Origin of the sequence: Streptomyces sp. NBC_01317 (assembly GCF_035961655.1) — a bacterium.
Lineage (GTDB): Bacteria > Actinomycetota > Actinomycetes > Streptomycetales > Streptomycetaceae > Streptomyces.
Genome location: NZ_CP108393.1, coordinates 3,365,950 through 3,387,053 on the forward strand (window position 1 = coordinate 3,365,950; position 21,104 = coordinate 3,387,053).

The following is a 21,104-nucleotide window of genomic DNA, read 5'->3' on the forward strand; positions in this document are numbered from 1 at the left end:
CCAGGGGACCTCAAAGCCTGGGCAAATGGGGCATATTTGCCACCAGGACGGGCCGGGGCCCTGCCCAACCCCGTAGCTGACCACGGATCTCAGACACGGTGCTTGCACACCCACCAACAGACGGCGTGGCAGCCGCCGAGACGACTCGCCACCGCCCCATTCAAGTGGTGCGCAACACCCCGCCGAAAGGCGCGGACCGCGACGAAACACCAAGAACAGACAAGCCCCCCGGGGACCCCTCCCCCCGGGCCGCCCCCCCCAGCCTTCCCCAGCGGGGCCGGGGTGGGGGTCAAGGGTGACCGCAGGTCATCGGCGAAGCCGACGCTCCGCAGGAGCGCCCTTGACGCCCACCCCGGCCCCGCGACAATCAACAACAAGGGGCGGCCCCACCCGCCACATCAAATGCCGGGCGCCCCCGACTACCCCTCGGCCCGAACCCGCACCCAATCACTCACCCAAACCAAACCCCCTCCCGAACCCGAACCCGAACCCGAACCCGCACCCGAACCCGAACCCGCACCCCCACCCCCACCCCATCACTCACCCCCACCCACACTCCTCCAAGCCTCCCGCACCCCCTCCGCCACCTCATGCGCCGCCACCGGCGCCCCCCGGGACGCCAAGCGCCCCGCCAAGCCGTGCAGATACGCCGCCGCCGATGCCGCGTCCCTCGCCTCCAGGCCCGACGCCAGCAGTGAGCCCGCCAGGCCCGACAGCACGTCGCCGCTGCCCGCCGTCGCCAGCCATGGCGTGCCCGTCGGGTTCACCCGTACAGGCACCGACCTGTCCGGCGAGGCGATCAGGGTGGTCGAGCCCTTGAGCAGCACCGTCGCGCCGTACCGTGCCGCCAGTTCCCGTACCGCCGCCAGCCGGCCCGACTCCACCTCCGCGCGGTCCACCCCCAGCAGCGCCGCCGCCTCCCCCGCGTGCGGGGTGAGCAGGGTCGGCGCGGTACGCGCCCGTACCGTCGCCGGGTCCAGCGCGCGCAGACCGTCCGCGTCGACCAGGACCGGGACGTCCGACGCCAGTACGTCCGCCACGCCCGGTCCGTCGCCCAGCCCCGGGCCCACCGCCCACGCCTGCACCCGGCCCGCCTTCGACGGCGGGCCGTCGTGCACCAGCGTCTCCGGGTAGCGGGCGATCACCGTGCTCCCGCCGGGCCCCACGTACCGCACCGCCCCCGCACCACCCCGCAGCGCACCCGCCACCGCCAGCACCGCCGCGCCCGGATACCTCGCGGAACCGGCGACGATCCCCACCACCCCCCGCCGGTACTTGTCGCTCTCGCCCGTCGGTTTCGGCAACAGCCGCGCCACGTCCGCGTGCTGGAGCGCCTCCAACTCCGGTACGGACGGCAGGTACGGGCCCAGGCCGATGTCCACCAGCCGCACCGCCCCCGCGTACTCGCGCGCCGGGTCGATCAGCAGCCCCGGCTTGTACGCGCCGAAGGTCACCGTCGCGTCCGCCCGCAGCGCCTCCCCCTTCACCTCACCGGTGTCCGCCTCCACCCCGCTCGGCAGGTCCACGGCGACGATCACCCCGCTCCCCCCGCGCGCCGCCCGCGCCACCGGCACCGCGTCGGGGCGCAGCCCCCCGTGCCCGCCGATGCCCGTAATACCGTCCAGCACCAGGTCCGCCACCGCCAGCACCTCGAACGGGTCGTCCACGACCCGTCCGCCCTTGCCCAACAGCGCCGACAGGCCGCCTTCGTGCGTACGGTCCGGCGCCAGCAGCACCGCCGACACCCGCGCCCCCCTGGCCGCCAGCCGCGCCCCCGCGTACAGCGCGTCGCCGCCGTTGGCGCCGCTCCCGGCCAGGACGACGACCTTCGACCCGTACACCCGCCGCCCCACCACCGACCCGGGCCCGGCCGCCGAGCCCGACGCCGGTCCCACCCCCGACCCACCGCCCAGCAGGTCCGCGCAGGCCGCCGCCAGCCCGGCCGCCGCGCGCTGCATCAGCGCGCCCTCCGGCAGCCGCGCCATCAGCTCCCGCTCGGTGTTCCGTACCGTCTCCACGCTGTAAGCAGTCCGCATACGCCCATCTCTCCGTCCACACCCGGCACACCCGGCAGACCCAGCACACCCGGTCCACCCCGGCCAACCCGGTCCACCGCCAACGACCTACCCCCGCCCCCGCACTCCCCGCACCCCCGCCCCCTCACCCCTCCGCGATCACCACCGCCGAAGCCACCCCCGCGTCATGGCTCAGCGACACGTGCCAGTTCCGTACCCCCAGCTCCGCCGCCCGCGCCGCCACCGTCCCGAGCACGCGCAGCCTCGGCTGCCCGCTCTCCTCGACGTACACCTCCGCGTCGAGCCAGCGCAGCCCCCCGGGCGCGCCCAGCGCCTTCGCCACGGCCTCCTTCGCGGCGAACCGCGCCGCGAGGGACGCCGTACCGCGCCGCTCACCGCTCGGCAGCAGCAACTCCCGCTCCGAGAAGAGCCGTTCGACCATCTGGGGGGTACGCAGCAGCGACTCCCCGAACCGGTCGATCTCCGCGACGTCGATCCCCACCCCGATGATCACCCTGAACCCACTCCCTCACTCACTCACTCACGCGCGCGCATCTCACCGACACCCGCACTCCCGCGCTCACTCCACCGTCACCGACTTCGCCAAGTTCCGCGGCTGGTCCACCTCGTTGCCCCGCGCCGTCGCCAGCTCGCACGCGAACACCTGCAACGGCACCGTCGCCACCAAGGGTTGCAGCAGCGTCGGCGTCACGGGGATGCGGATCAGATGGTCCGCGTACGGTGCCACCGCCTCGTCCCCTTCCTCCGCGATCACGATCGTGCGCGCCCCCCTGGCCCGGATCTCCTGGATGTTCGACACGATCTTGTCGTGCAGCACCGACCGGCCGCGCGGCGAGGGTACGACGACCACCACCGGCAGGTCCTCCTCGATCAGCGCGATCGGCCCGTGCTTCAACTCGCCCGCCGCGAAGCCCTCGGCGTGCATGTACGCCAGCTCCTTCAGCTTGAGCGCGCCCTCCAGTGCCACCGGGTACCCCACGTGCCGCCCCAGGAACAGCACTGTCTTCTTGTCCTTGAGCGAGCGCGCCAGCTCCCGTACCGGCTCCATCGTCTCCAGGACCCGCTCCACCTCGCCCGAGATGTGCGACAGGTCCCGTACCACGGCCCGGATCTCGTCGCCCCACTTCGTCCCGCGCGACTGCCCCAGGTACAGCGCCACCAGGTAGCACGCCACCAACTGCGTGAGAAACGCCTTCGTGGACGCCACGGCCACCTCAGGGCCCGCGTGCGTGTACAGGACCGCGTCCGACTCCCTCGGGATGGTCGAGCCGTTCGTGTTGCAGATCGCCAGCACCTTGGCCCCCTGCTCCCGCGCGTGCCGCAGCGCCATCAGCGTGTCCATCGTCTCGCCGGACTGGGAGATGGCGATCACCAGCGTCCGCCGGTCCAGGATCGGGTCGCGGTAGCGGAACTCGCTCGCCAGCTCCACCTCGCAGGGGATACGGGTCCAGTGCTCGATGGCGTACTTCGCGATCAGCCCGGCGTGGAACGCCGTCCCGCACGCCACGATGACGACCTTGTCCGCCTCCCGCAGCACCTCCGCCGGGATCCGCACCTCGTCCAGCGACAGCCGGCCCTCGCCGTCGATGCGTCCCAGCAGCGTGTCCGCCACCGCCTTCGGCTGTTCGGCGATCTCCTTGAGCATGAAGGACTCGTAGCCGGCCTTCTCGGCCGCCGAGGCGTCCCAGTCGATGTGGTACGCGTGGGTCTCGGCCGGCGCTCCGTGGAAGTCCGTCACCGTCACGCCGTCCCGGCGCAGCTCCACCACCTGGTCCTGGCCCAGTTCGATCGCCGAGCGCGTATGGGCGATGAAGGCCGCGACGTCCGAGGCCAGGAAGGCCTCGCCCGCGCCGACCCCCACCACCAGCGGGGAGTTGCGCCGCGCGCCCACCACCACGTCCGGCTCGTCCGCGTGTACGGCGACGAGGGTGAAGGCGCCGTCCAGGCGCCGGCACACCTGGCGCAGGGACTCCGCCAGGTCGCCACAGGCCGAGAACGCCTCGGCGAGCAGATGCGCGACCACTTCGGTGTCGGTCTCCGACTCCAGGTCGTGGCCCCGGTCGGTCAGTTCGGCGCGCAGGGCGGCGAAGTTCTCGATGATCCCGTTGTGGACGACGGCGACACGTCCCGCGTTGTCCAGGTGGGGGTGGGCGTTGAGGTCCGTCGGGCCGCCGTGGGTGGCCCACCGGGTGTGCCCGATGCCGGTGGCACCGCTCGGCAGCGGCTGTTCCGCCAGTGACTTCTCCAGGTTGACGAGCTTGCCCGCCTTCTTCGACGTGGCGAGACCGCCGTCCGCGAGCACCGCGACCCCGGCCGAGTCGTAGCCCCGGTATTCGAGTCGTTTGAGGCCCGCGACGACCACATCGAGCGCCGACTGTCCACCGACATAACCCACAATTCCACACATGTCGGCAGCCTAAGGCGCGGGACGCCACGCCCCGGGTAACCAGGCCCGTACGGTGGCCCCGGCCTTGTCGGTGCCGGACACCACGGCCGCCGCCACAGCCGTTGCTTGTCGGTGCGCCAGAGCCGTCACTTGTCGGTGTGCACACAGCCGTCACTTGTCGGTGCACGCGGCACCGCATTGAATGGGGCTTCGTGACACTTCGTACGCTGATCGCCCTGCCCCGGATGCTGCGCCACGGCGCCACCGTCGGCGCGGACCTGCCGCCGGACACGGCCGTCGTCCTCGACCCCGTCCACCCGGATCTGCGCGACGCGCTCCGGGCGGCGGCGGGCGGCGACCACGGGCCCGCGCGGGATCTGCTGGCGGCCACCCGGCGGGGCGCGGAGTGGGAGCGGCGCGGTATTTTCGTACCGCAGCTGGCCAGGAACGCCCTGCACCACCGCGGCTGGCTGGACGCCTGGCTGGCCGAGGCGCCGGAGGATCCGGACGCGGTGCTGGTCAAGGCCGAGCTGTGTGTGGCGCAGGCCTGGGAGATACGGACCGGGTCACGCGCGCAGGACGTGTCCAAGGACCAGTTCCAGGCGTTCTTCGCGCTGCTGGACGACGCGGTCCCGGTGATCAGTGCGGCGGCCGAGCTGAACCCCACCGATCCCGTGCCGTGGCAGATCGCGCTCACGCACGCGACGGGCAGTCAGGCGCCGCGCGAGGTCTTCGCCGCGTACTGGGCGGAGGCGACGGCCCGCGCCCCGCACCACTACGGCTGCCACCGCGCGGCGCTCCAGTACCTGTGCGAGAAGTGGCACGGCTCGCACGAGGAGATGTTCGACTTCGCGGAACAGGCGGCGGCGGAGGCGCTGCCCGGCTCGCAGCTGCACGCGCTGCCGCTGCTGGCGGCGGTCGAGTACGAGGTGGCGGCGGACCCCACGACGACCGCCGCGACGGCCGACACCGCGCTCGGCGCGCCCCGTAACCGCCCCGCCCCCGCCTTCACCTCCCACACCCCCTTCGGCGCCTCCCGCACCCCGGCCCGTACCCGGATCCACGCCGCGACGGAACGGGCCCTCGCACTGTCGGACGCCCACGCGCCGGGCGATCCGGAAGCGGCGACCGTACGCAACCACCTCGCCCTGACGCTGATCCTGGCCGGACGGCACGCGGAGGCGCTGGAACAGTTCAGGCGGATCGGCACGCACGCGACGGAGCTTCCGTGGGCGTACTTCGGGGACGCGCGGGAGGAGTTCCTGGACTTTCGCAGGGGGGTACGGATGGAGGTCGCGGCACGCGTCAAGTTCTTCTCGACCCCCGTACCGCCGCCGCTTCCCCCCGCCACGGACAGCACCACCCCCGCCGCCTCCACCTCCGCCTCAGCCGCCCTGCCCGCCACCTTCTCCCTCGCCGTCGTCTCCGCGCCCCCGCACCAGGTCGCGGAGGCGGCGCTGCTCTGCGGGGTCCCCCTGCGGATCGCACCGGCGGCCGACGGCGCCATGTCGTACGTCGAGCTGGCCGCGAACGCCACCCCGGGGCGGCGCGCCCGGCTCCTCGGCGAGGAGGGGCTCACCGCCGCCGCAGACACCTTCACCACGGGCGAGCGCTGGCCGGCCCTCGTCCTCCACCGCACCGCCGACCGCCACGGCTTCACCCTCCTCCGCAAGGGCAAGAAGGTGGCCGCCCACGAGTGGGACGAGGCGGCCCCGGTCCCCGACCAGGCGACGGCGGCGGCCACGGCGGCGGCCCTCGCCAAGGCGTACGGTGTCGCCGACCCGCGCCCCCTCACCGCCCTCCTGCGCGGCGCCAACGCCCCGGCGGACCGGCAGCGGACGCTGACGGGGCTGCTGGGCCTCCCCCCGCTCCCCGAGACGTTCGGCAACCGGCCCGAGGCCCTCACCGCGCTGCCCGACGCCCATGTCCTGGTCAGCAGAGGCCTGTTGACCGGCATCAGGGAGTCCTTGGCGTCGGCGACCTCGTCGGCCGCCGGGAGCGCGTCCGCGCGCACGCGATCTCCCCGTGCCTCCTTCCCCCGCGCGGCCTTCCCCCGTCCCCGGCTCTGGTGGCTCCTCCACGTCCTGGGCCTGTGCCTTGCCGTGCCCGCCGCGGCCTACGCTTGGTGGTCCCCGGACATCGGCCCCTTCCGGGCGGTCAACTCGACGATCGCCGCGCTCTGGCTGACGACCCGCGTCACCCGCGCCTGGCGCCAGCGCCGCGCCCGTACGTGACCCGCGCCCGACGACGGGCACCCGTACCAACCCCTCACAGGCCCGGCCCCCGAAAACTCCCCGACTCCCTGTCAGTCCCCGGTGCTAACCTGCGCCTTCACCTCACGCACACATCGTGGGGACCCGTTCCCAGGGCCGTACGCGAGGCGCGCCTCCTTCCGCCCCGCCGTCCGCCGGCCCCCCGTACCGAGGACCGTCATGCCTCAAGCCGAGCCGCTGGCTCGCCCCCAGTTCCATCCGTACGCCGCCATACCCGCGCTCGTGCCCCTGCGCACCGCCGCCAGGGCCGGTGACCTGCCCGCCGTGTTGCGCTTCTTCGAAGGGCTCACCGACGAGGACGACCGTGCGTACGCCTCCGCGCTCCTCGCGGAACTGACCGGCACGGAGAAGCTGTTCGAGCGGATCGAGGCCGAGGGGTCCGACGCCCCGCTCCCCCGGACCCTCCTCGCCCACCGGCGGGTGGTCATCGGCTGGAACATCCGCAGCGGGGCCCGCGCGCAGAACGTGTCGCGCCGGCAGTTCGACCAGTTCCACGCCTGGCTGCGCAAGGCCGAGCAGCTGCTGATCGACGTCTGCGCCGAGCACCCCGACTTCGCCCTGGCCTGGTCCGTACGCCTGACGACCGCGCGCGGTCTGGAGCTCGGGCAGAGCGAGGCGCGCCGCCGGTACGACCGGCTCGCCGAGCACCACCCCCACCACCTCGCCGCGCAGAACTCACTGCTCCAGCAGCTGTGCCCCAAGTGGGGCGGGAGCTGGAAGGCCGCGCACGACTTCGCCCGCGAGCGCGCCGCCGCCGCGCCGGCGGGGAGCAACGCGGGCGAAGTCGTCGCGCAGGTCCACATCGAGCACTGGCTGGACCTCGACCCGGGCGAGGACGCGCGGTACATCACGCGGACGGACGTCAGGGACGAGCTGGCCGCCGCGGCGGCCGCGTCCGTGCTCCACCCCGACCACCGTCCGACGTTCCGCTCGGTCGAGGCGCACAACCACTTCGCGATGGTGTTCGCGACGGCCGGTGAACACGCCCTGGCCGCATCGCACTTCCGCGCGATCGGCAACAACGCGACCGAGCGCCCGTGGACGTATCTGGGCGACCAGGACGCCGCGTTCACGAAGCACCGCAAGCTCGCACTGGCGAAGGGCTGATCCGATGACGCAGCACACGTCCGCCACCCCCGCCACCGTCACCGGCGGGGAGCCCGGCATCCGCCTCACCGAGGTCGACGGCGTCCGGACACTCCTGGCCGCCGGCAGCGGCGAGATCACCGCCGGGCTGGTCTTCCGCGTGGGCGCCGCCGACGAGACGTACGCCACCTCCGGCATCACCCACCTCGTCGAGCACCTGGCCCTTTTCCGCCACGGCGTGTCCGACCTGCACTACAACGGCGCCACCGCCGCCACGTACACGATCTTCCACGCCACCGGCACGGCCGACGAGGTCGTCACGTACCTCAACGGTGTCTGCGACGCGCTGCGCGACCTGCCGCTGGAGCGGCTGGAGACCGAGCGCGAGATCCTGCGCACGGAGGCGGCGGGCCGCACCTACGGCCCCAACCACCAGCTGCCGCTGTGGCGTTACGGAGCCCAGGGGTACGGCCTGGTGAGCTACACCGAACTGGGGCCCTGGCACCTGACCGCCGATGCCGTGCGGGACTGGGCGGCCACCCGCTTCACCCGCGACAACGCGGTCCTGTGGATCACCAGCGACACCGTGCCGGACGGGCTGCGGCTCGACCTCCCCTCCGGGCCGCGCCACCCGATGCCGGCCGTCACCTCCGCGCTGCCCGTCACCCCCGCCTACATCACCGGCGAGGACGGTGGTGTGGTCATGGACGGCATCGTCCGGCGCTCCACCGCGGCCTCGCTCTTCGCCGAGGTCCTGGGCCGGGCGCTGTACGCGGACCTGCGCCAGAAAGGCGGCTACTCGTACGCCACCGCCGGGCACTACAGCCCGCGCGACGCGGACTTCGCCACCATCACGGCGTTCGCCGACGCCCTCCCGCAGAAGCAGGACGCCGTGGTCGGCGGCTTTGTCGACGTCCTGGCCCGGCTCCGGGCCGGCCGCATCGAGCAGGCGGAGCTGGACGCGGCGCGCAACAAGGTCCTCAAGCAGTTCGACCACCCCGACGCGCACGCCGCGAGCCTGCCCTCGTACGCACTGAACCTGCTCGTCGACCACGCCAACGCGACCCGGGACGAATACCGCGCCCAGCTGGCCGCCGTCACGGTGGACGACCTGCGCGACGTGGCCCGCGAGCTGCACTCCACGGCCCTGCTGGAGGTCCCCGGCCGGGGCGCCGACTGGGCGGGCTTCACCGAGGCGCCGCAGTTCTCCCCGGAGACCGACCGGCTCACCGGGACCCGGCACCAGTCGCACGACGACAAGGGCGTGGTGCTGACCGTGGCGGCCGAGGGGGTCGCTTTCAGCAGCCCCAAGGGGGTGATCACCGTCCGCTACGACCAGTGCGCCGCGATGGTCGCGTACCCCGACGGCGGCCGCCGCCTCACCGGCCACGACGGCTTCCAGGTCGTCGTGGAGCCCACGCTCTACGCGGACCTCACCCCGGACAGGATCGCGGCGATCGACGCGGGGGTCCCGCCCTCTGCGGTGGTACGGGCCCCGGAGCGCGCGCCGGAGCGGATCCCGCAGCCGCGCCCGGCGTCCGACGGCGGAGCCGGGACCGGTCCCAAGCCTGGGCTGACGGTGTTCTTCCTGTCGCTGGGCATCCTGGTCTGCGTCGTGGCCACCGTGTTCCTCGCCCTGATGGCCGTCGCGGCGACCTGGCTGGCCGAGCCGAGGCCGAGCGCGGGCGTCGCGGTCCTCTTCTGGGTGCTGACCGCCGCCCCGCCGCTCCTGATCAGGGTCCTGCGCAAGGCCCGGGCGAAGCATATGTGAACCCCGTACGAAACAATGGCCGAATGATCACCCCCTACGTCGATCTCAGCCGGGCCGAATGGAGCGCCCTGCGGGACAAGACACCGCTGCCGCTCACCGCCGGGGAGGTCGAGCGGCTGCGGGGGCTCGGGGACGTCATCGACCTCGACGAGGTGCGGGACGTCTACCTGCCGCTCTCCCGGCTGCTGAATCTGTACGTCAAGGCCACGGCCGAGCTGCGCGGCGCGCTCAATACGTTCCTCGGGGACGCGGGCAACGGCCACGGCGCGCAGCGCGGCACGCCGTTTGTCATAGGGGTGGCCGGAAGTGTCGCCGTCGGGAAGTCCACCGTGGCGCGTCTCCTCCAGGCGCTGCTCGCCCGCTGGCCCGAGCACCCGCGCGTCGAGCGGGTGACCACCGACGGCTTCCTGCTGCCGATGAAGGAGCTGGAGGCCCGGGGGCTGATGTCGCGCAAGGGCTTCCCGGAGTCGTACGACCGCCGGGCCCTGACCCGGTTCGTCGCCGACGTGAAGGCGGGGAAGGACGAGGTCACGGCGCCCGTCTACTCGCACCTGATCTACGACATCGTGCCGGGCGAGGTGCTGACCGTACGGCGGCCGGACATCCTGATCGTGGAGGGCATCAACGTCCTCCAGCCGGCGCTCCCCGGCAAGGACGGCAGGACGCGCGTCGGTCTCGCCGACTACTTCGACTTCAGTGTGTACGTGGACGCCCGCGCCGAGGACATCGAGAGCTGGTACCTGAACCGGTTCCGCAAGCTGCGCGAGACCGCGTTCCAGGACCCCTCCTCGTACTTCCGCAAGTACACGCAGGTGTCGGAGGAGGAGTCGCTGGACTACGCGCGCACGATGTGGCGGACCGTCAACCGGCCCAACCTGCTGGAGAACGTGGCGCCGACCCGGGGACGCGCCACACTGATCGTGCGCAAGGGCCCGGACCACAAGGTCCAGCGGCTGTCCCTGCGCAAACTCTGACGGCCGCCGGGCCCGGGCCCACGGGCCGGACCTCAGCCCAGCGCCGACTTCACCACGTCCGCCAGCCGCCCCGCCACCGACCGCGCCTGCTCGATGTCGGCCGCCTCCACCATCACCCGTACCAGCGGCTCCGTACCCGAGGAGCGCAGCAGGACCCGGCCGGTGGAGCCCAGTTCCGCCTCGGCCTCGGCGACGGCGGTCGCCAGGTCAGGGGAGGTGTGCACCCGCGCCTTGTCGACGTCGGGGACGTTCACGAGCACCTGCGGCAGCCGGTGCATGACGGCCGCGAGGTCGGCGAGCGTACGGCCGGTCGCGGCGACGCGCGCCGCCAGCATCAGGCCGGTCAGCGTGCCGTCGCCGGTCGTCGCGTGGTCCAGGACGATGACATGGCCGGACTGCTCGCCGCCGAGCGCGTAGCCGTGCTCCTTCATCGACTCCAGGACGTACCGGTCGCCGACGGCGGTCTCCACCAGGTGGATGCCCTCCCGCTCCATCGCGATCTTGAAGCCGAGGTTGGACATGACCGTGCCGACCACCGCGTCCCCGCGCAGCGTGCCGGCCTCCCGCATGGCCAGGGCCAGCACGGCGAGGATCTGGTCGCCGTCGACCTCCTCGCCCGCCGCGTCCACGGCGAGGCAGCGGTCCGCGTCGCCGTCGTGCGCGATGCCGAGGTCCGCGCCGTGCTCGACCACGGCGGCCCTGAGCAGGTCCAGGTGGGTGGAGCCGCACCCGTCGTTGATGTTCAGCCCGTCCGGCTCGGCGCCGATGGTGATGACCTCGGCCCCGGCGCGCGCGAACGCCTCGGGCGAGACCCGGGCGGCGGCGCCGTGCGCCTCGTCGAGGACGACCTTGAGGCCGTCGAGCCGGTTCGGCAGGACGCCGATGAGGTGGGCCACGTACCGGTCGAAGCCTTCGTCGTACGAGCGGATCCGGCCGACGCCGCCACCCGTCGGGCGCTCCCACGGCTCGCCCGTGCGGTGCTGCTCGTAGATCGATTCGATACGGTCCTCCAGCTCGTCGGCCAGCTTGTGACCGCCGCGCGCGAAGAACTTGATGCCGTTGTCCGGCATGGCGTTGTGGCTCGCGGAGAGCATCACGCCGAGGTCGGCGCCCAGCACGCCGGTGAGATACGCCACCGCCGGGGTGGGCAGCACACCGACCCGCAGGACGTCCACACCGGCGCTCGCGAGCCCCGCCACCACGGCGGCCTCCAGGAATTCGCCGGAGGCGCGGGGGTCGCGGCCCACCACCGCCGTCGGCCGATGTCCCTCGAACGTCCCCACCTCGCCGAGCACATGTGCCGCCGCGACCGACAGACCGAGCGCGAGCTCCGCCGTCAGATCGGCGTTGGCGACACCGCGCACGCCGTCCGTGCCGAAGAGTCGTCCCACAGCTCTCCCTCCAAAAAACGCACGGAACCGTCCCGGCTCCGCACGTAAAAGCTCCGAAAACGCCAAAACCCAAAGTACTGAGCGTCTGATGCTGTTATACGCCCGAGTAGTTCAAGAAAACGAACGCCCCGGCGGCACGGAGTGCCGCCGGGGCGTTCGAAGACAGACAGACCAACCAGCGTGATTAGCGCTTGCTGTACTGCGGGGCCTTACGGGCCTTCTTGAGACCGGCCTTCTTGCGCTCGACCGCACGGTCGTCACGCGAAAGGAAACCGGCCTTCTTGAGCGGGGCGCGGTTGTTGTCCTGGTCCGCCTCGTTCAACGCGCGGGCCACGCCGAGGCGCAGGGCGCCGGCCTGACCGGAGACGCCGCCACCCGAGATACGGGCGATGACGTCGTAGCGGTTGTCGAGCTCAAGGATCTTGAAGGGGTCGTTCACTTCCTGCTGGTGCACCTTGTTCGGGAAGTAACCCTCAAGGGTGCGACCGTTGATCTTCCACTTGCCGCTGCCCGGAACGATCCGGACGCGGGCGATGGCGTTCTTGCGGCGGCCCAGGCCGGCGGCCGGCTGGGGGTCGCCGAAGCGGGACGCCAGGGACTCGGTGGTGTACTCACCCTCGACGGGGACCTCGGACTCGAAGGTCGTCACGGCTTCGAAGGTCTCCTCACCCTCGGCGCTCTCGACGGGGGCTTCAGTAGTGGACTCGGCCACGATTCTCCTCAGATTTCTTTATGTCTTAGGGGGTGGCCGGAACTACTGCGCGACCTGGGTGATCTCGAACGGGACAGGCTGCTGGGCAGCGTGCGGGTGCTGGTCGCCCGCGTAGATCTTCAGCTTCGAGAGCATCTGACGACCCAGGGTGTTCTTCGGGATCATTCCCTTGATGGCCTTCTCGACGGCCTTCTCGGGGTTCTTGGCGAGGAGTTCGTCATAACGGACGGAACGCAGGCCACCCGGGTAACCGGAGTGGCGGTACGCCATCTTCTGGGTCCGCTTGTTGCCGGACAGGTGCACCTTGTCCGCGTTGATGATGACGACGAAGTCGCCGGTGTCAACGTGGGGGGCGTAGATCGCCTTGTGCTTACCGCGCAGAAGGTTGGCGGCAGTGGTCGCCAGACGGCCCAAGACGATGTCCTGGGCGTCGATGACGTGCCACTGGCGTGTCACATCGCCGGGCTTGGGGCTGTACGTACGCACGGTCGTAGCCTTCGCTTCTTCAGTGAGTGGGAACCTGACAAGGCCACCCGGACGATCACGACAGCCATGGCGGCACAACGGGGACGCAACCCGTGTACCTGCCTCTGTCCATCGGCCCGGTGGACCGGCGTAAGGGCCCCTCGCGTGAGAACGACCAAGCCAATACGCATAACGAACCAGCAGAATACCCGGGTGCCCCCGTACGGGTCAAAACGAGGGCCGGGGCCCCTCCCGCACGTGTCCTCAATCGCCGGACGGGCTTGTTCTTCCTACCGCTCCCGCACCACCCGACGCTCGTCCCAGACGGGCTCGGGCGTCTCCCGGACCACCCCGTCGGAGCCGAACACCAGATACCGGTCAAACGCGCGAGCGAACCACCGGTCGTGCGTCACCGCCACCACCGTCCCGTCGTACACCTCAAGCCCGTCCTGCAACGCCTCCGCCGACTCCAGGTCCAAGTTGTCCGTCGGCTCGTCCAGCAGCAGCGCCGTCGTCCCCCGCAACTCCAGCAGCAGGATCTGGAACCGCGCCTGCTGCCCGCCCGAGAGCTTCTCGAACGGCTGGTCCCCCTGCCGCTCCAGCTCGTACCGCCGCAGCACGCTCATCGCCCCGCCCCGGTCCTTCGCGTGCTCGGTCCACAGGATGTCGACCAGCGTCCGCCCCAGCAGCTCCGGATGCGCGTGCGTCTGCGCGAAGTGCCCCGGCACGACCCGCGCCCCCAGCTTCCACTCCCCCGTGTGCCGGACGTCCTCGCCCGCCAGCAGCCGCAGGAAGTGCGATTTCCCCGACCCGTTCGACCCGAGGACCGCCACCCGCTCGCCGTAGAAGATCTCCAGCGAGAACGGCTTCATCAGCCCGGTCAGCTCCAGGTTCTTGCAGGTCACCGCCCGTACACCGGTCCGGCCACCCTTCAGCCGCATGGTGATCTCCTGCTCGCGCGGCGGCTCCGGCGGCGGTCCCGCGTCCTCGAACTTCTTGAAGCGCGTCTGCATCGCCCGGTAGCGCGAGGCCATGTCGGGGCTGATCGCCGCCTGCTGCCGCAGCCGGTGCACCAGCGCCTTGAGCCGGGCGTGCTCCTCGTCCCAGCGCCGTTTCAGCTCCTCGAAGCGCGCGAAGCGCTCCTTGCGCGCCTGGTGGTACGTACCGAATCCGCCGCCGTGCACCCAGACGTCCGAGCCCGCCGGGCTCGGCTCGACACTGACGATCTTCTCGGCGGCCCTGGCCAGCAGCTCCCGGTCGTGGGAGACGAAGAGGACCGTCTTACGGGTCTCCTTGAGCTTCTCCTCCAGCCAGCGCTTGCCGGGGACGTCCAGATAGTTGTCCGGCTCGTCCAGGAGCAGCACCTCGTCGGGCCCGCGCAGCAGCGCCTCCAGCACCAGCCGTTTCTGCTCGCCGCCGGACAGCGTGGTCAGCCCGCGGAACTGGGCTTTGTCGTACGGGACCCCCAGCGCCGCCATCGTGCACATGTCCCAGACCGTCTCGGCCTCGTACCCCCGCGCCTCCGCCCAGTCGCTCAGCGCCTGCGCGTACCGCATCTGCGCGGCCTCGTCGTCGACCGTCATGATCAGGTGCTCGGCCTCGTCCACCGCCCGCGCCGCCTCGCGGATGCGCGGCTGGGCGACGGAGACCAGCAGGTCACGTACCGTACGGTCGTCGCGCACCGAGCCGACGAACTGCGACATGACACCGAGCCCGCCGCTGACCGTGACCGTCCCGCCGTGCGGTTGCAGCTCCCCCGCGATCAGCCGCAGCAGCGTGGTCTTGCCGGCGCCGTTGGCCCCGACGAGGGCGACGACGGCGCCCTCCCCCACGCGGAACGAAGCGTCGCCGAGGAGCACCCGTCCGTCGGGGAGGTAGTACTCCAGGTGCCCTGCCTCAAGATGTCCCATGGTCCGCATTGTCGGGCCCCCGGCGGCCCAGGCCCAATCGTTTTCTGCCACAGGTTCTGTCGCACGCCGGTACGAGCGGGGCTCGCCCGGCCTTAAACTCCCGGCATGAGCTTTGGGCAAGGGGGACCCTCCTGGGGCAGCCCCGGTTCACCGACACCAGGACACGATCCCTACGGATCGCAGGATCCTTACGGATCACAGAGCCCGCACGGATCCCAGAACCCTCACGACCCGTACGGCACACCCGACCCGTACGCCGCACCCGACCCGTACGCCACGCAGCGGCCCGACCCGTACGGCAGCCAGACCCCTGACCCGTACAGCGCGCAGACCCCTGACCCGTACGGCACCCAGACACCCGACTGGGCGGCGCTCGCCGACGCCTCCGCCGGCCGTGCCCGCCGTAAACGATGGCTGCTGATAGGCGGCGGAGGTCTCGCGACGGCCGCCGTCGTCGCGGTCGTCGCCTCCGTCATCGTGTCCATGAGCAGCGGTGACAGCGGTCCGAGCGCGGCCGCGAAGGCCTCCGAGGACGTGCCGTCCGCCGCCGCGACACCGAGCGCGGCGACCGATCCCGAGCCGTCCTTCCCCTCGGCGTCCCCGCTGCCTCCGCCCGACCCGAAGGACTTCGTCTCCTCCGCCGACAAGGACACCGCGCCGCTGTCCGCGGACACGCTGTTCCCCGGCGCGAAGCTGACGATGGAGGGACGCGAGTACAAGAAGGGCGCGACCACCCGTACGACCAACTGCGCGGCCTCCGCCCAGGGCGCCCTAGGCTCGATCCTCGCCTCCAACAGCTGTGACGAGGTGATCCGCGCCACGTACAGCAAGGGCGGGGTCGCCGTCACGATCGGCGTCGCGGTCTTCGAGAAGGAGTCCCAGGCGCTCAAGGCGAAGGGCGAGGCCAGGGACGGCATCGCCTCCCTGTCCGGGAACGGGGTCCCGACCTTCTGCCGGGACGGCGTGATCTGCCGCAAGACCACCAACTCGTTCGGCCGGTACGTGTACTTCACGGTCGGCGGCTTCACCTCGGGCAAGGACGTCACCAAGTCCGACAAGGACGTCTTCACCACCGGTGACGACATCTCGGAGTTCACGTTCCGCCAGATCTACCAGCGCGGACGCCTCCAGGCCTCGGCGGCGGCGGTACAGCCCGAGGCGTAAGGCACGCAGGCTCCCGGCCGGGCCCCGCTGTCACACTGGGGGCCCAAGGTCGAACAGCCGGAGGCGCAGCGCATGGCGGTCAGAGTCACCGTGGTGGTCCCGACGTACAACTCGGGACCGCTCATCAAACCACTGGTCGAGTCGATGCTCCGGCAGACGATGCCCCCCGAGGAGTTCGAGGTGCTCTTCGTCGACGACGGCTCGACGGACAACACCCCCGCGCAGCTGGCCGCCCTCGTCGCGGAGCACCCGAACTTCCGCTTCACCGAGATCCCCAACTCCGGCTGGCCGGGCAGGCCCCGCAACGTCGCGATCGAGCTGGCGCGCGGGGAGTACGTGCAGTTCATCGACCACGACGACCTGCTCGGCGACGAGGCGCTCCGGCGGATGTACGACCTCGGCCACGCCAACCGCTCCGACATCGTCATCGGCAAGGTCGTCAGCAACTTCCGGCTGCGCGGCATCCCGCACGCCCTGATGAGCAGGACGCGGGAGTCGTGCACCTTCGAAACGGCCCCCCTGCACGACAGCCTGACGGTCCACAAGATGTACCGGACGGCCTTCCTGCGGGAGCAGGAGATCCGGTTCCCCGTCGGGCACTTCGTCGGCGAGGACCTCCTCTTCATGGTGCCCGCCGTCTTCCGCGCGGCGTCCGTCTCCGTCGTCGGCGACTACCCCTGCTACTACTACCTGGAGCGGGAGGACGGCGGTCACACCACCCCCGATCACCTCGATCCGGTCAGCTACAGCGGCAACCTCCGCCAGATCTTCGACGCGCTGCGCGCCGAGACCGGTCCGGGCCCGATGCGCGACAAGTGGCTGCGCCGCTTCTGGCGCGCGGACATGGTCAAGTACCTGAGCGAGCCGATCTTCCCCACGTACGGGCCGGAGCAGCGCGGCGCGCTGTTCGGCGCGCTGCGCGAGGTGGCGGAGGAGTACCTGACCGAGGAGGTGTACGAGGGGCTGGCCGGCCTGGAACGGGCCCGCGCCGCTCTCGTACGGACCGACCGGCCCGAGGCCCTGCTGGAGCTGACGGGGCGGGCGGCCGGGCTGGACGCGGATGTCCGGCTGACGTCGGCGGAGTGGCGGCGGGGGCGGCTGCTGACGCGCTTCGAGGCGCGGTTCGAGACAACTTCCGGGACAGATGGCGGGGGAACGCCTCTGACCCTCCTGCGCCGGGGCGACCGCTATTTCCTCGACTCCTCCCTCACGGACGGCCTGGTCGAGCCCGTCGAGATCACGGACGACCTCAAGCTCTTCCGCGCGGACGTGAGCCTGCGCCACCGGGACACCTCCGTGGTGTGGCTGCTGCCGCGCGAGATCTCCGTGTCCTTCGAGGAGGAGCCGGTACGGGAGACACCGGTACGGGATACACACGACGGGCTCAGGGACGGTGACGTCCTCGTGCGCCCCGTCGTGCGCGGCACGGTCGCCGTCGACCCGGCGCGCGCGGCGGGCGGCGGGCCGCTGGGCGACGGCGCCTGGGAGGTGCACGTACGGCTCATGGGACCGGGCCTGAACCGCTTCGGGCGCCCGGAGGCCGGGCCCGACCTCGCGCTGCCCGCCCCGGTCGTCCTCGAAGGCCTGGGCGGCCTGGAGGTCGCCGCCTCCCTGGAGGACGGGCTGACCCTGACCGTACGGACGACGGACACGCCCCCCGGCTCCCGCCCGCCCAAGGTCACCGTGGTCGTGCCGACCGAGGGGGCGGAGCCCGCCGCCGTACAGGACACGCTCGACTCGCTCACCGCGCAGACGCTCCCGGCGGCGGAGTTCGAGGTGCTCCAGGTGCCCGGGGCCGCGCGGCCCGACGGCCCCGGCGAGCACGGCACCGGCGAGTACCTGCTGTACATGCAGGCCGGCGACCGGCTGGCCGCCGACGCCCTGGAGCGGCTGTACGCGTACGGCATCGAGCACGACGCGGACATCGTCGTCGGCCGGATGGCGGGGAAGGACCGGGCGGTCCCCCGTGAGCTGTTCGTACGGGACCGGCCGCGCGCCACGTTCGCGAAGGACCCGCTGGCGGACAGCCTGACCGCCAACAAGCTCTTCCACCGCGCGTTCCTCGCCGAGCACGGCCTCCGCTTCCCGGCGGCCGGACTCCCCCTGGGCGAGCAGGCGTTCACGGCGGAGGCGTCGCTGCACGCGGGCCGTACCGCCGTGCTCGGCGGCGAGGTCTGCTACCACTACGGGCCCAAGCCCGAGACCCCCGCCGTCCCGCACGCCGCCTTCTACGGGGCGCTGCGCGGCCTTGTGGGCACCGTGGAGGGCCTCACCGAGCCGGGGGGCACCCGGGACCGGCTGCACCGGCGCTGGCTGCGGGTGGAGCTGCTGGACCAGCTGACCGGCAAGCGTTTCCTGGAGAGGGAGGAGGACGACCGGCGGGCCCTCTTCGACGCGATCCGGGACGTCTTCCTGCACGGCGGCATCTCGGACACGGCGATCGCGGCCCTGACCGCCCCGCGCCGGGTCGCCGTCGGCCTGGTCACCGACAACCGGCTCGACGACCTGGTGGCGCTCGCCCGCTGGGAGACGTCCGTGGTGTGCCGGCCCCGGCTGGACGCGGTGTCGTGGCAGGACGACGGCACGCTCCGGACGGCCTTCACGGCGGAACTGCTCGCCACGGAGGGCCCGTTGGGGGCCACCTCCCCGGACGAGGGACCGGCGGCGCTGGTCCCCTCGGGCCTGTCCGGCGACCTGCTCGCCCGCTTCGCCCGCGAACCGCTCACCGGCGGCGCGGCACCCGACACGGCGTCCGCCGTCGTCGTGCTCAAGGAGCGCGCGGGCGGTACCGAGTACCGGCTCACGACGGACACCACGGTCCACCACCCCGACGGCACACTCGCCGTCGCCGGAAGCGCCTCCCTCGACCCGGCCACGGCAGCGGGCGGCGCCCCGCTCCGGGACGGCGCCTGGGACCTGTACGTACGCCTCACCGCGCTCGGCTGGACGAAGACCGCCAAGCTCGGCTCGTACCGCGCCCCCGAGGTGCCCGAGGAGCTGACCCCCGTCCCCCACCCGACCACCCAGGACCGCCGCATCACGCCGTACTGGACCAACCCCCACCGGGACCTGGCCCTGCGCGTGGCGGCGCCCCCGGCCCCGAAGGTCCCGGCCCCCGAGCCGGGTCTCCTGAACCGCCTCGGCCGCCGTCTGCGCCGCGGCTGACACGACACGCGGCTGACACGACAGAGGGGCGGGGCCCACAGGCCCCGCCCCACTCCCCCGCCGTCCGCGCCGTCTCCCCCACCGCCCGCGCCGTCTCCCCCACCGCCCGCGCCGTCTCCCCCACCGCCCGCGCCGTCTCCCCCTCAGCAGCAGCTGTCGGGGGGCGCGCCGGGCAGCGTGCGCTTGTTGCGGGCCTCGCGGCTGCGGGCCGCCAGCAACTCGTCTGCCGGGTAGCCGACTTCCTCCAGCGTGAGCCCGTGGGGCCGTACGACATGGACCGCCGAGTCCCGTACCCCCGCGGCCAGGACCTTCGCCGGCCACTCCGGCGGCCGGTGCCCGTCCCCCACGAACAGCAGCGCGCCCACCAGGGAGCGCACCATGTTGTGGCAGAAGGCGTCGGCCCGCACGGTGGCCGTGACGATCCCGTCGTCGCCCCGCACCCACTCCAGCTTCTGGAGCGTACGGATCGTCGTCGCGCCCTCGCGCCGCTTGCAGTACGCGGCGAAGTCGTGCTCCCCGAGCAGCCCGGCCGACGCCTCGTTCATCGCGTCGACGTCCAACGGCCAGTCGTGCCACAGCACATGACCGCGCAACAGCGGATCGATCCCGCCGACGTGGTCGCCCACCCGGTAGGCGTACCGCCGGTGGACCGCCGCGAAGCGCGCGTTGAACCCGGCCGGCGCCTCCTCGGCCTTCCACACCCGGATGTCGTGCGGCAGGCGCCCCGCGAGCCGCCGCAGCAGCTTGTCCGCGTGCTCGGCCCACACGTCCTCGGGCAGGTCGACGTGCGCCACCTGCCCGCGCGCGTGCACCCCGGCGTCCGTGCGCCCGGCGACGGTCAGGTCGTACGTACGCGAGGAGCGGGTCACCGTCCGCAGCGCGTCCTCGATCTCGCCCTGGACGGTCCGCCGGGTGGCCTGCCTGGCCCACCCGGAGAAGTCCTTGCCGTCGTACGAGAGGTCCAGCCGTACCCGTACGGACCCGGCCTCCAGGTCACCGCTCACGCGAAGTTCCTCCCAAGCCCCTCGGTCAACTCAGCCCCTCATGCGGAACGGGCCCGCCCCCATGGGGGGCGGACCCGTCCGTCAGCCATCGGCCTGTGCGGTGTGCTCAGGCGTCCTTGGACTCGTCGGCCGCCTCGGCGGGCTTCGCGTCCTCGACCGGCTTGGCGTCCTCGACCGGCTTGGCGTCCTCGACGGCCTCGTCGGACGACGCGTCCTTCTTCAGGGCGTCTTCCTTGACCGCGCGCTTGGTCGCCGCCTCGGCCTCACCGGTGGCGGCCTGCGCCACGGTCAGGGCCTCGACCAGCTCGATGACCGCCATCGGGGCGTTGTCGCCACGACGGTTGCCGATCTTGGTGATGCGCGTGTAACCACCGGGGCGGTTCTCGTACCTCGGGGCGATCTCGGTGAAGAGCGTGTGCACGACGCTCTTGTCCGTGATCGACTGAAGCACCAGGCGACGGTTGTGGATGTCGCCCTTCTTCGCCTTGGTGATGAAACGCTCCGCGATCGGGCGGACACGACGGGCCTTGGCCTCGGTCGTGGTGATCTTGCCGTGCTCGAAGAGCGACTTCGCGAGGTTCGCGAGAAGCAGCTTCTCGTGCGCGGCACTGCCGCCCAGACGGGCACCCTTGGCGGGCTTCGGCATGGTGTTACTCCTTCATATCTGCACCGGCCGTATCAGGTACCGGTGTCAGTTCCCACGGGGCGGCCGCCCCGTGGAAGTTCTCATCTCGTGCCCGCGCGGGCAGATCGAACCCGCGCGGCCA

15 protein-coding genes are annotated in these 21,104 nt (G+C 72.1%); 6 read left to right on the forward strand and 9 right to left on the reverse strand.

The features are described from left to right. Positions 1–536 precede the first annotated feature (536 nt). From OG349_RS14145 to glmS, 3 genes are all read right to left on the reverse strand, one after another. Positions 537–2,036, reverse strand: coding sequence for an NAD(P)H-hydrate dehydratase (locus OG349_RS14145; RefSeq protein ID WP_327234962.1), 1,500 nt, complete (start codon positions 2,034–2,036; stop codon positions 537–539). A gap of 124 nt (positions 2,037–2,160) precedes the next feature. Then, positions 2,161–2,529, reverse strand: a complete 369-nt coding sequence (locus OG349_RS14150) for a holo-ACP synthase (protein WP_161308771.1) — start codon at positions 2,527–2,529, stop codon at positions 2,161–2,163. Between the two features lie 66 nt (positions 2,530–2,595). Beyond that, on the reverse strand, positions 2,596–4,443 hold the full coding sequence (gene glmS / locus OG349_RS14155) for a glutamine--fructose-6-phosphate transaminase (isomerizing) (protein WP_327234963.1): 1,848 nt from the start codon (positions 4,441–4,443) through the stop codon (positions 2,596–2,598). Positions 4,444–4,634: 191 nt separating this feature from the next. Here glmS and OG349_RS14160 point away from each other — a divergent pair, with 191 nt between their 5' ends. The 4 genes from OG349_RS14160 (at position 4,635) to coaA (ending at position 10,526) form a co-directional block, all read left to right on the forward strand. Beyond that, complete coding sequence (locus OG349_RS14160) at positions 4,635–6,656, forward strand: hypothetical protein (protein WP_327234964.1); 2,022 nt, start codon at positions 4,635–4,637, stop codon at positions 6,654–6,656. Between the two features lie 198 nt (positions 6,657–6,854). Next, positions 6,855–7,802 (forward strand): hypothetical protein, encoded by a 948-nt coding sequence (locus tag OG349_RS14165; RefSeq protein ID WP_327234965.1) that lies wholly within the window; start codon positions 6,855–6,857, stop codon positions 7,800–7,802. 4 nt (positions 7,803–7,806) lie between these two features. After that, positions 7,807–9,552 carry a M16 family metallopeptidase gene (locus tag OG349_RS14170; protein ID WP_327234966.1) on the forward strand — a complete coding sequence of 582 codons (1,746 nt, stop codon included), beginning with the start codon at positions 7,807–7,809 and terminating at the stop codon, positions 9,550–9,552. A 23-nt stretch (positions 9,553–9,575) separates the two neighbouring features. Further along, a complete protein-coding gene (coaA, locus tag OG349_RS14175) occupies positions 9,576–10,526 on the forward strand; it encodes a type I pantothenate kinase (protein ID WP_327234967.1) in 951 nt (316 codons plus the stop codon). Between the two features lie 32 nt (positions 10,527–10,558). Here coaA and glmM read toward each other — a convergent pair whose 3' ends face one another. The 4 genes from glmM to OG349_RS14195 all read right to left on the reverse strand — a co-directional run bounded on the left by glmM (position 10,559) and on the right by OG349_RS14195 (position 15,013). Beyond that, a complete protein-coding gene (glmM, locus tag OG349_RS14180; protein WP_327234968.1) occupies positions 10,559–11,917 on the reverse strand; it encodes a phosphoglucosamine mutase in 1,359 nt (452 codons plus the stop codon). Positions 11,918–12,101: 184 nt separating this feature from the next. Further along, positions 12,102–12,629 carry a 30S ribosomal protein S9 gene (rpsI, locus tag OG349_RS14185; protein WP_327234969.1) on the reverse strand — a complete coding sequence of 176 codons (528 nt, stop codon included), beginning with the start codon at positions 12,627–12,629 and terminating at the stop codon, positions 12,102–12,104. A gap of 42 nt (positions 12,630–12,671) precedes the next feature. Continuing rightward, positions 12,672–13,115, reverse strand: a complete 444-nt coding sequence (gene rplM / locus OG349_RS14190; protein ID WP_161311135.1) for a 50S ribosomal protein L13 — start codon at positions 13,113–13,115, stop codon at positions 12,672–12,674. Between the two features lie 269 nt (positions 13,116–13,384). Continuing rightward, the gene (locus OG349_RS14195; protein ID WP_327234970.1) at positions 13,385–15,013 is read right to left on the reverse strand and encodes an ABC-F family ATP-binding cassette domain-containing protein; all 1,629 of its coding nucleotides are present in this window, start codon (positions 15,011–15,013) and stop codon (positions 13,385–13,387) included. A 96-nt stretch (positions 15,014–15,109) separates the two neighbouring features. On the opposite strand from OG349_RS14195, the gene OG349_RS14200 reads away from it, so the two are divergent. Both OG349_RS14200 and OG349_RS14205 read left to right on the forward strand, forming a co-directional pair. Then, complete coding sequence (locus tag OG349_RS14200; protein WP_327234971.1) at positions 15,110–16,168, forward strand: hypothetical protein; 1,059 nt, start codon at positions 15,110–15,112, stop codon at positions 16,166–16,168. A 72-nt stretch (positions 16,169–16,240) separates the two neighbouring features. After that, positions 16,241–19,333: a glycosyltransferase gene (locus OG349_RS14205; RefSeq protein ID WP_327234972.1), complete on the forward strand. Its 3,093-nt coding sequence runs from the start codon at positions 16,241–16,243 to the stop codon at positions 19,331–19,333. Between the two features lie 143 nt (positions 19,334–19,476). Here the strand turns inward: OG349_RS14205 and truA are convergent, their stop codons facing one another. Further along, a complete protein-coding gene (gene truA, locus OG349_RS14210) occupies positions 19,477–20,337 on the reverse strand; it encodes a tRNA pseudouridine(38-40) synthase TruA (RefSeq protein ID WP_327234973.1) in 861 nt (286 codons plus the stop codon). Between the two features lie 106 nt (positions 20,338–20,443). Further along, a complete protein-coding gene (rplQ, locus tag OG349_RS14215) occupies positions 20,444–20,983 on the reverse strand; it encodes a 50S ribosomal protein L17 (protein ID WP_327234974.1) in 540 nt (179 codons plus the stop codon). Positions 20,984–21,104: the final 121 nt, after the last annotated feature.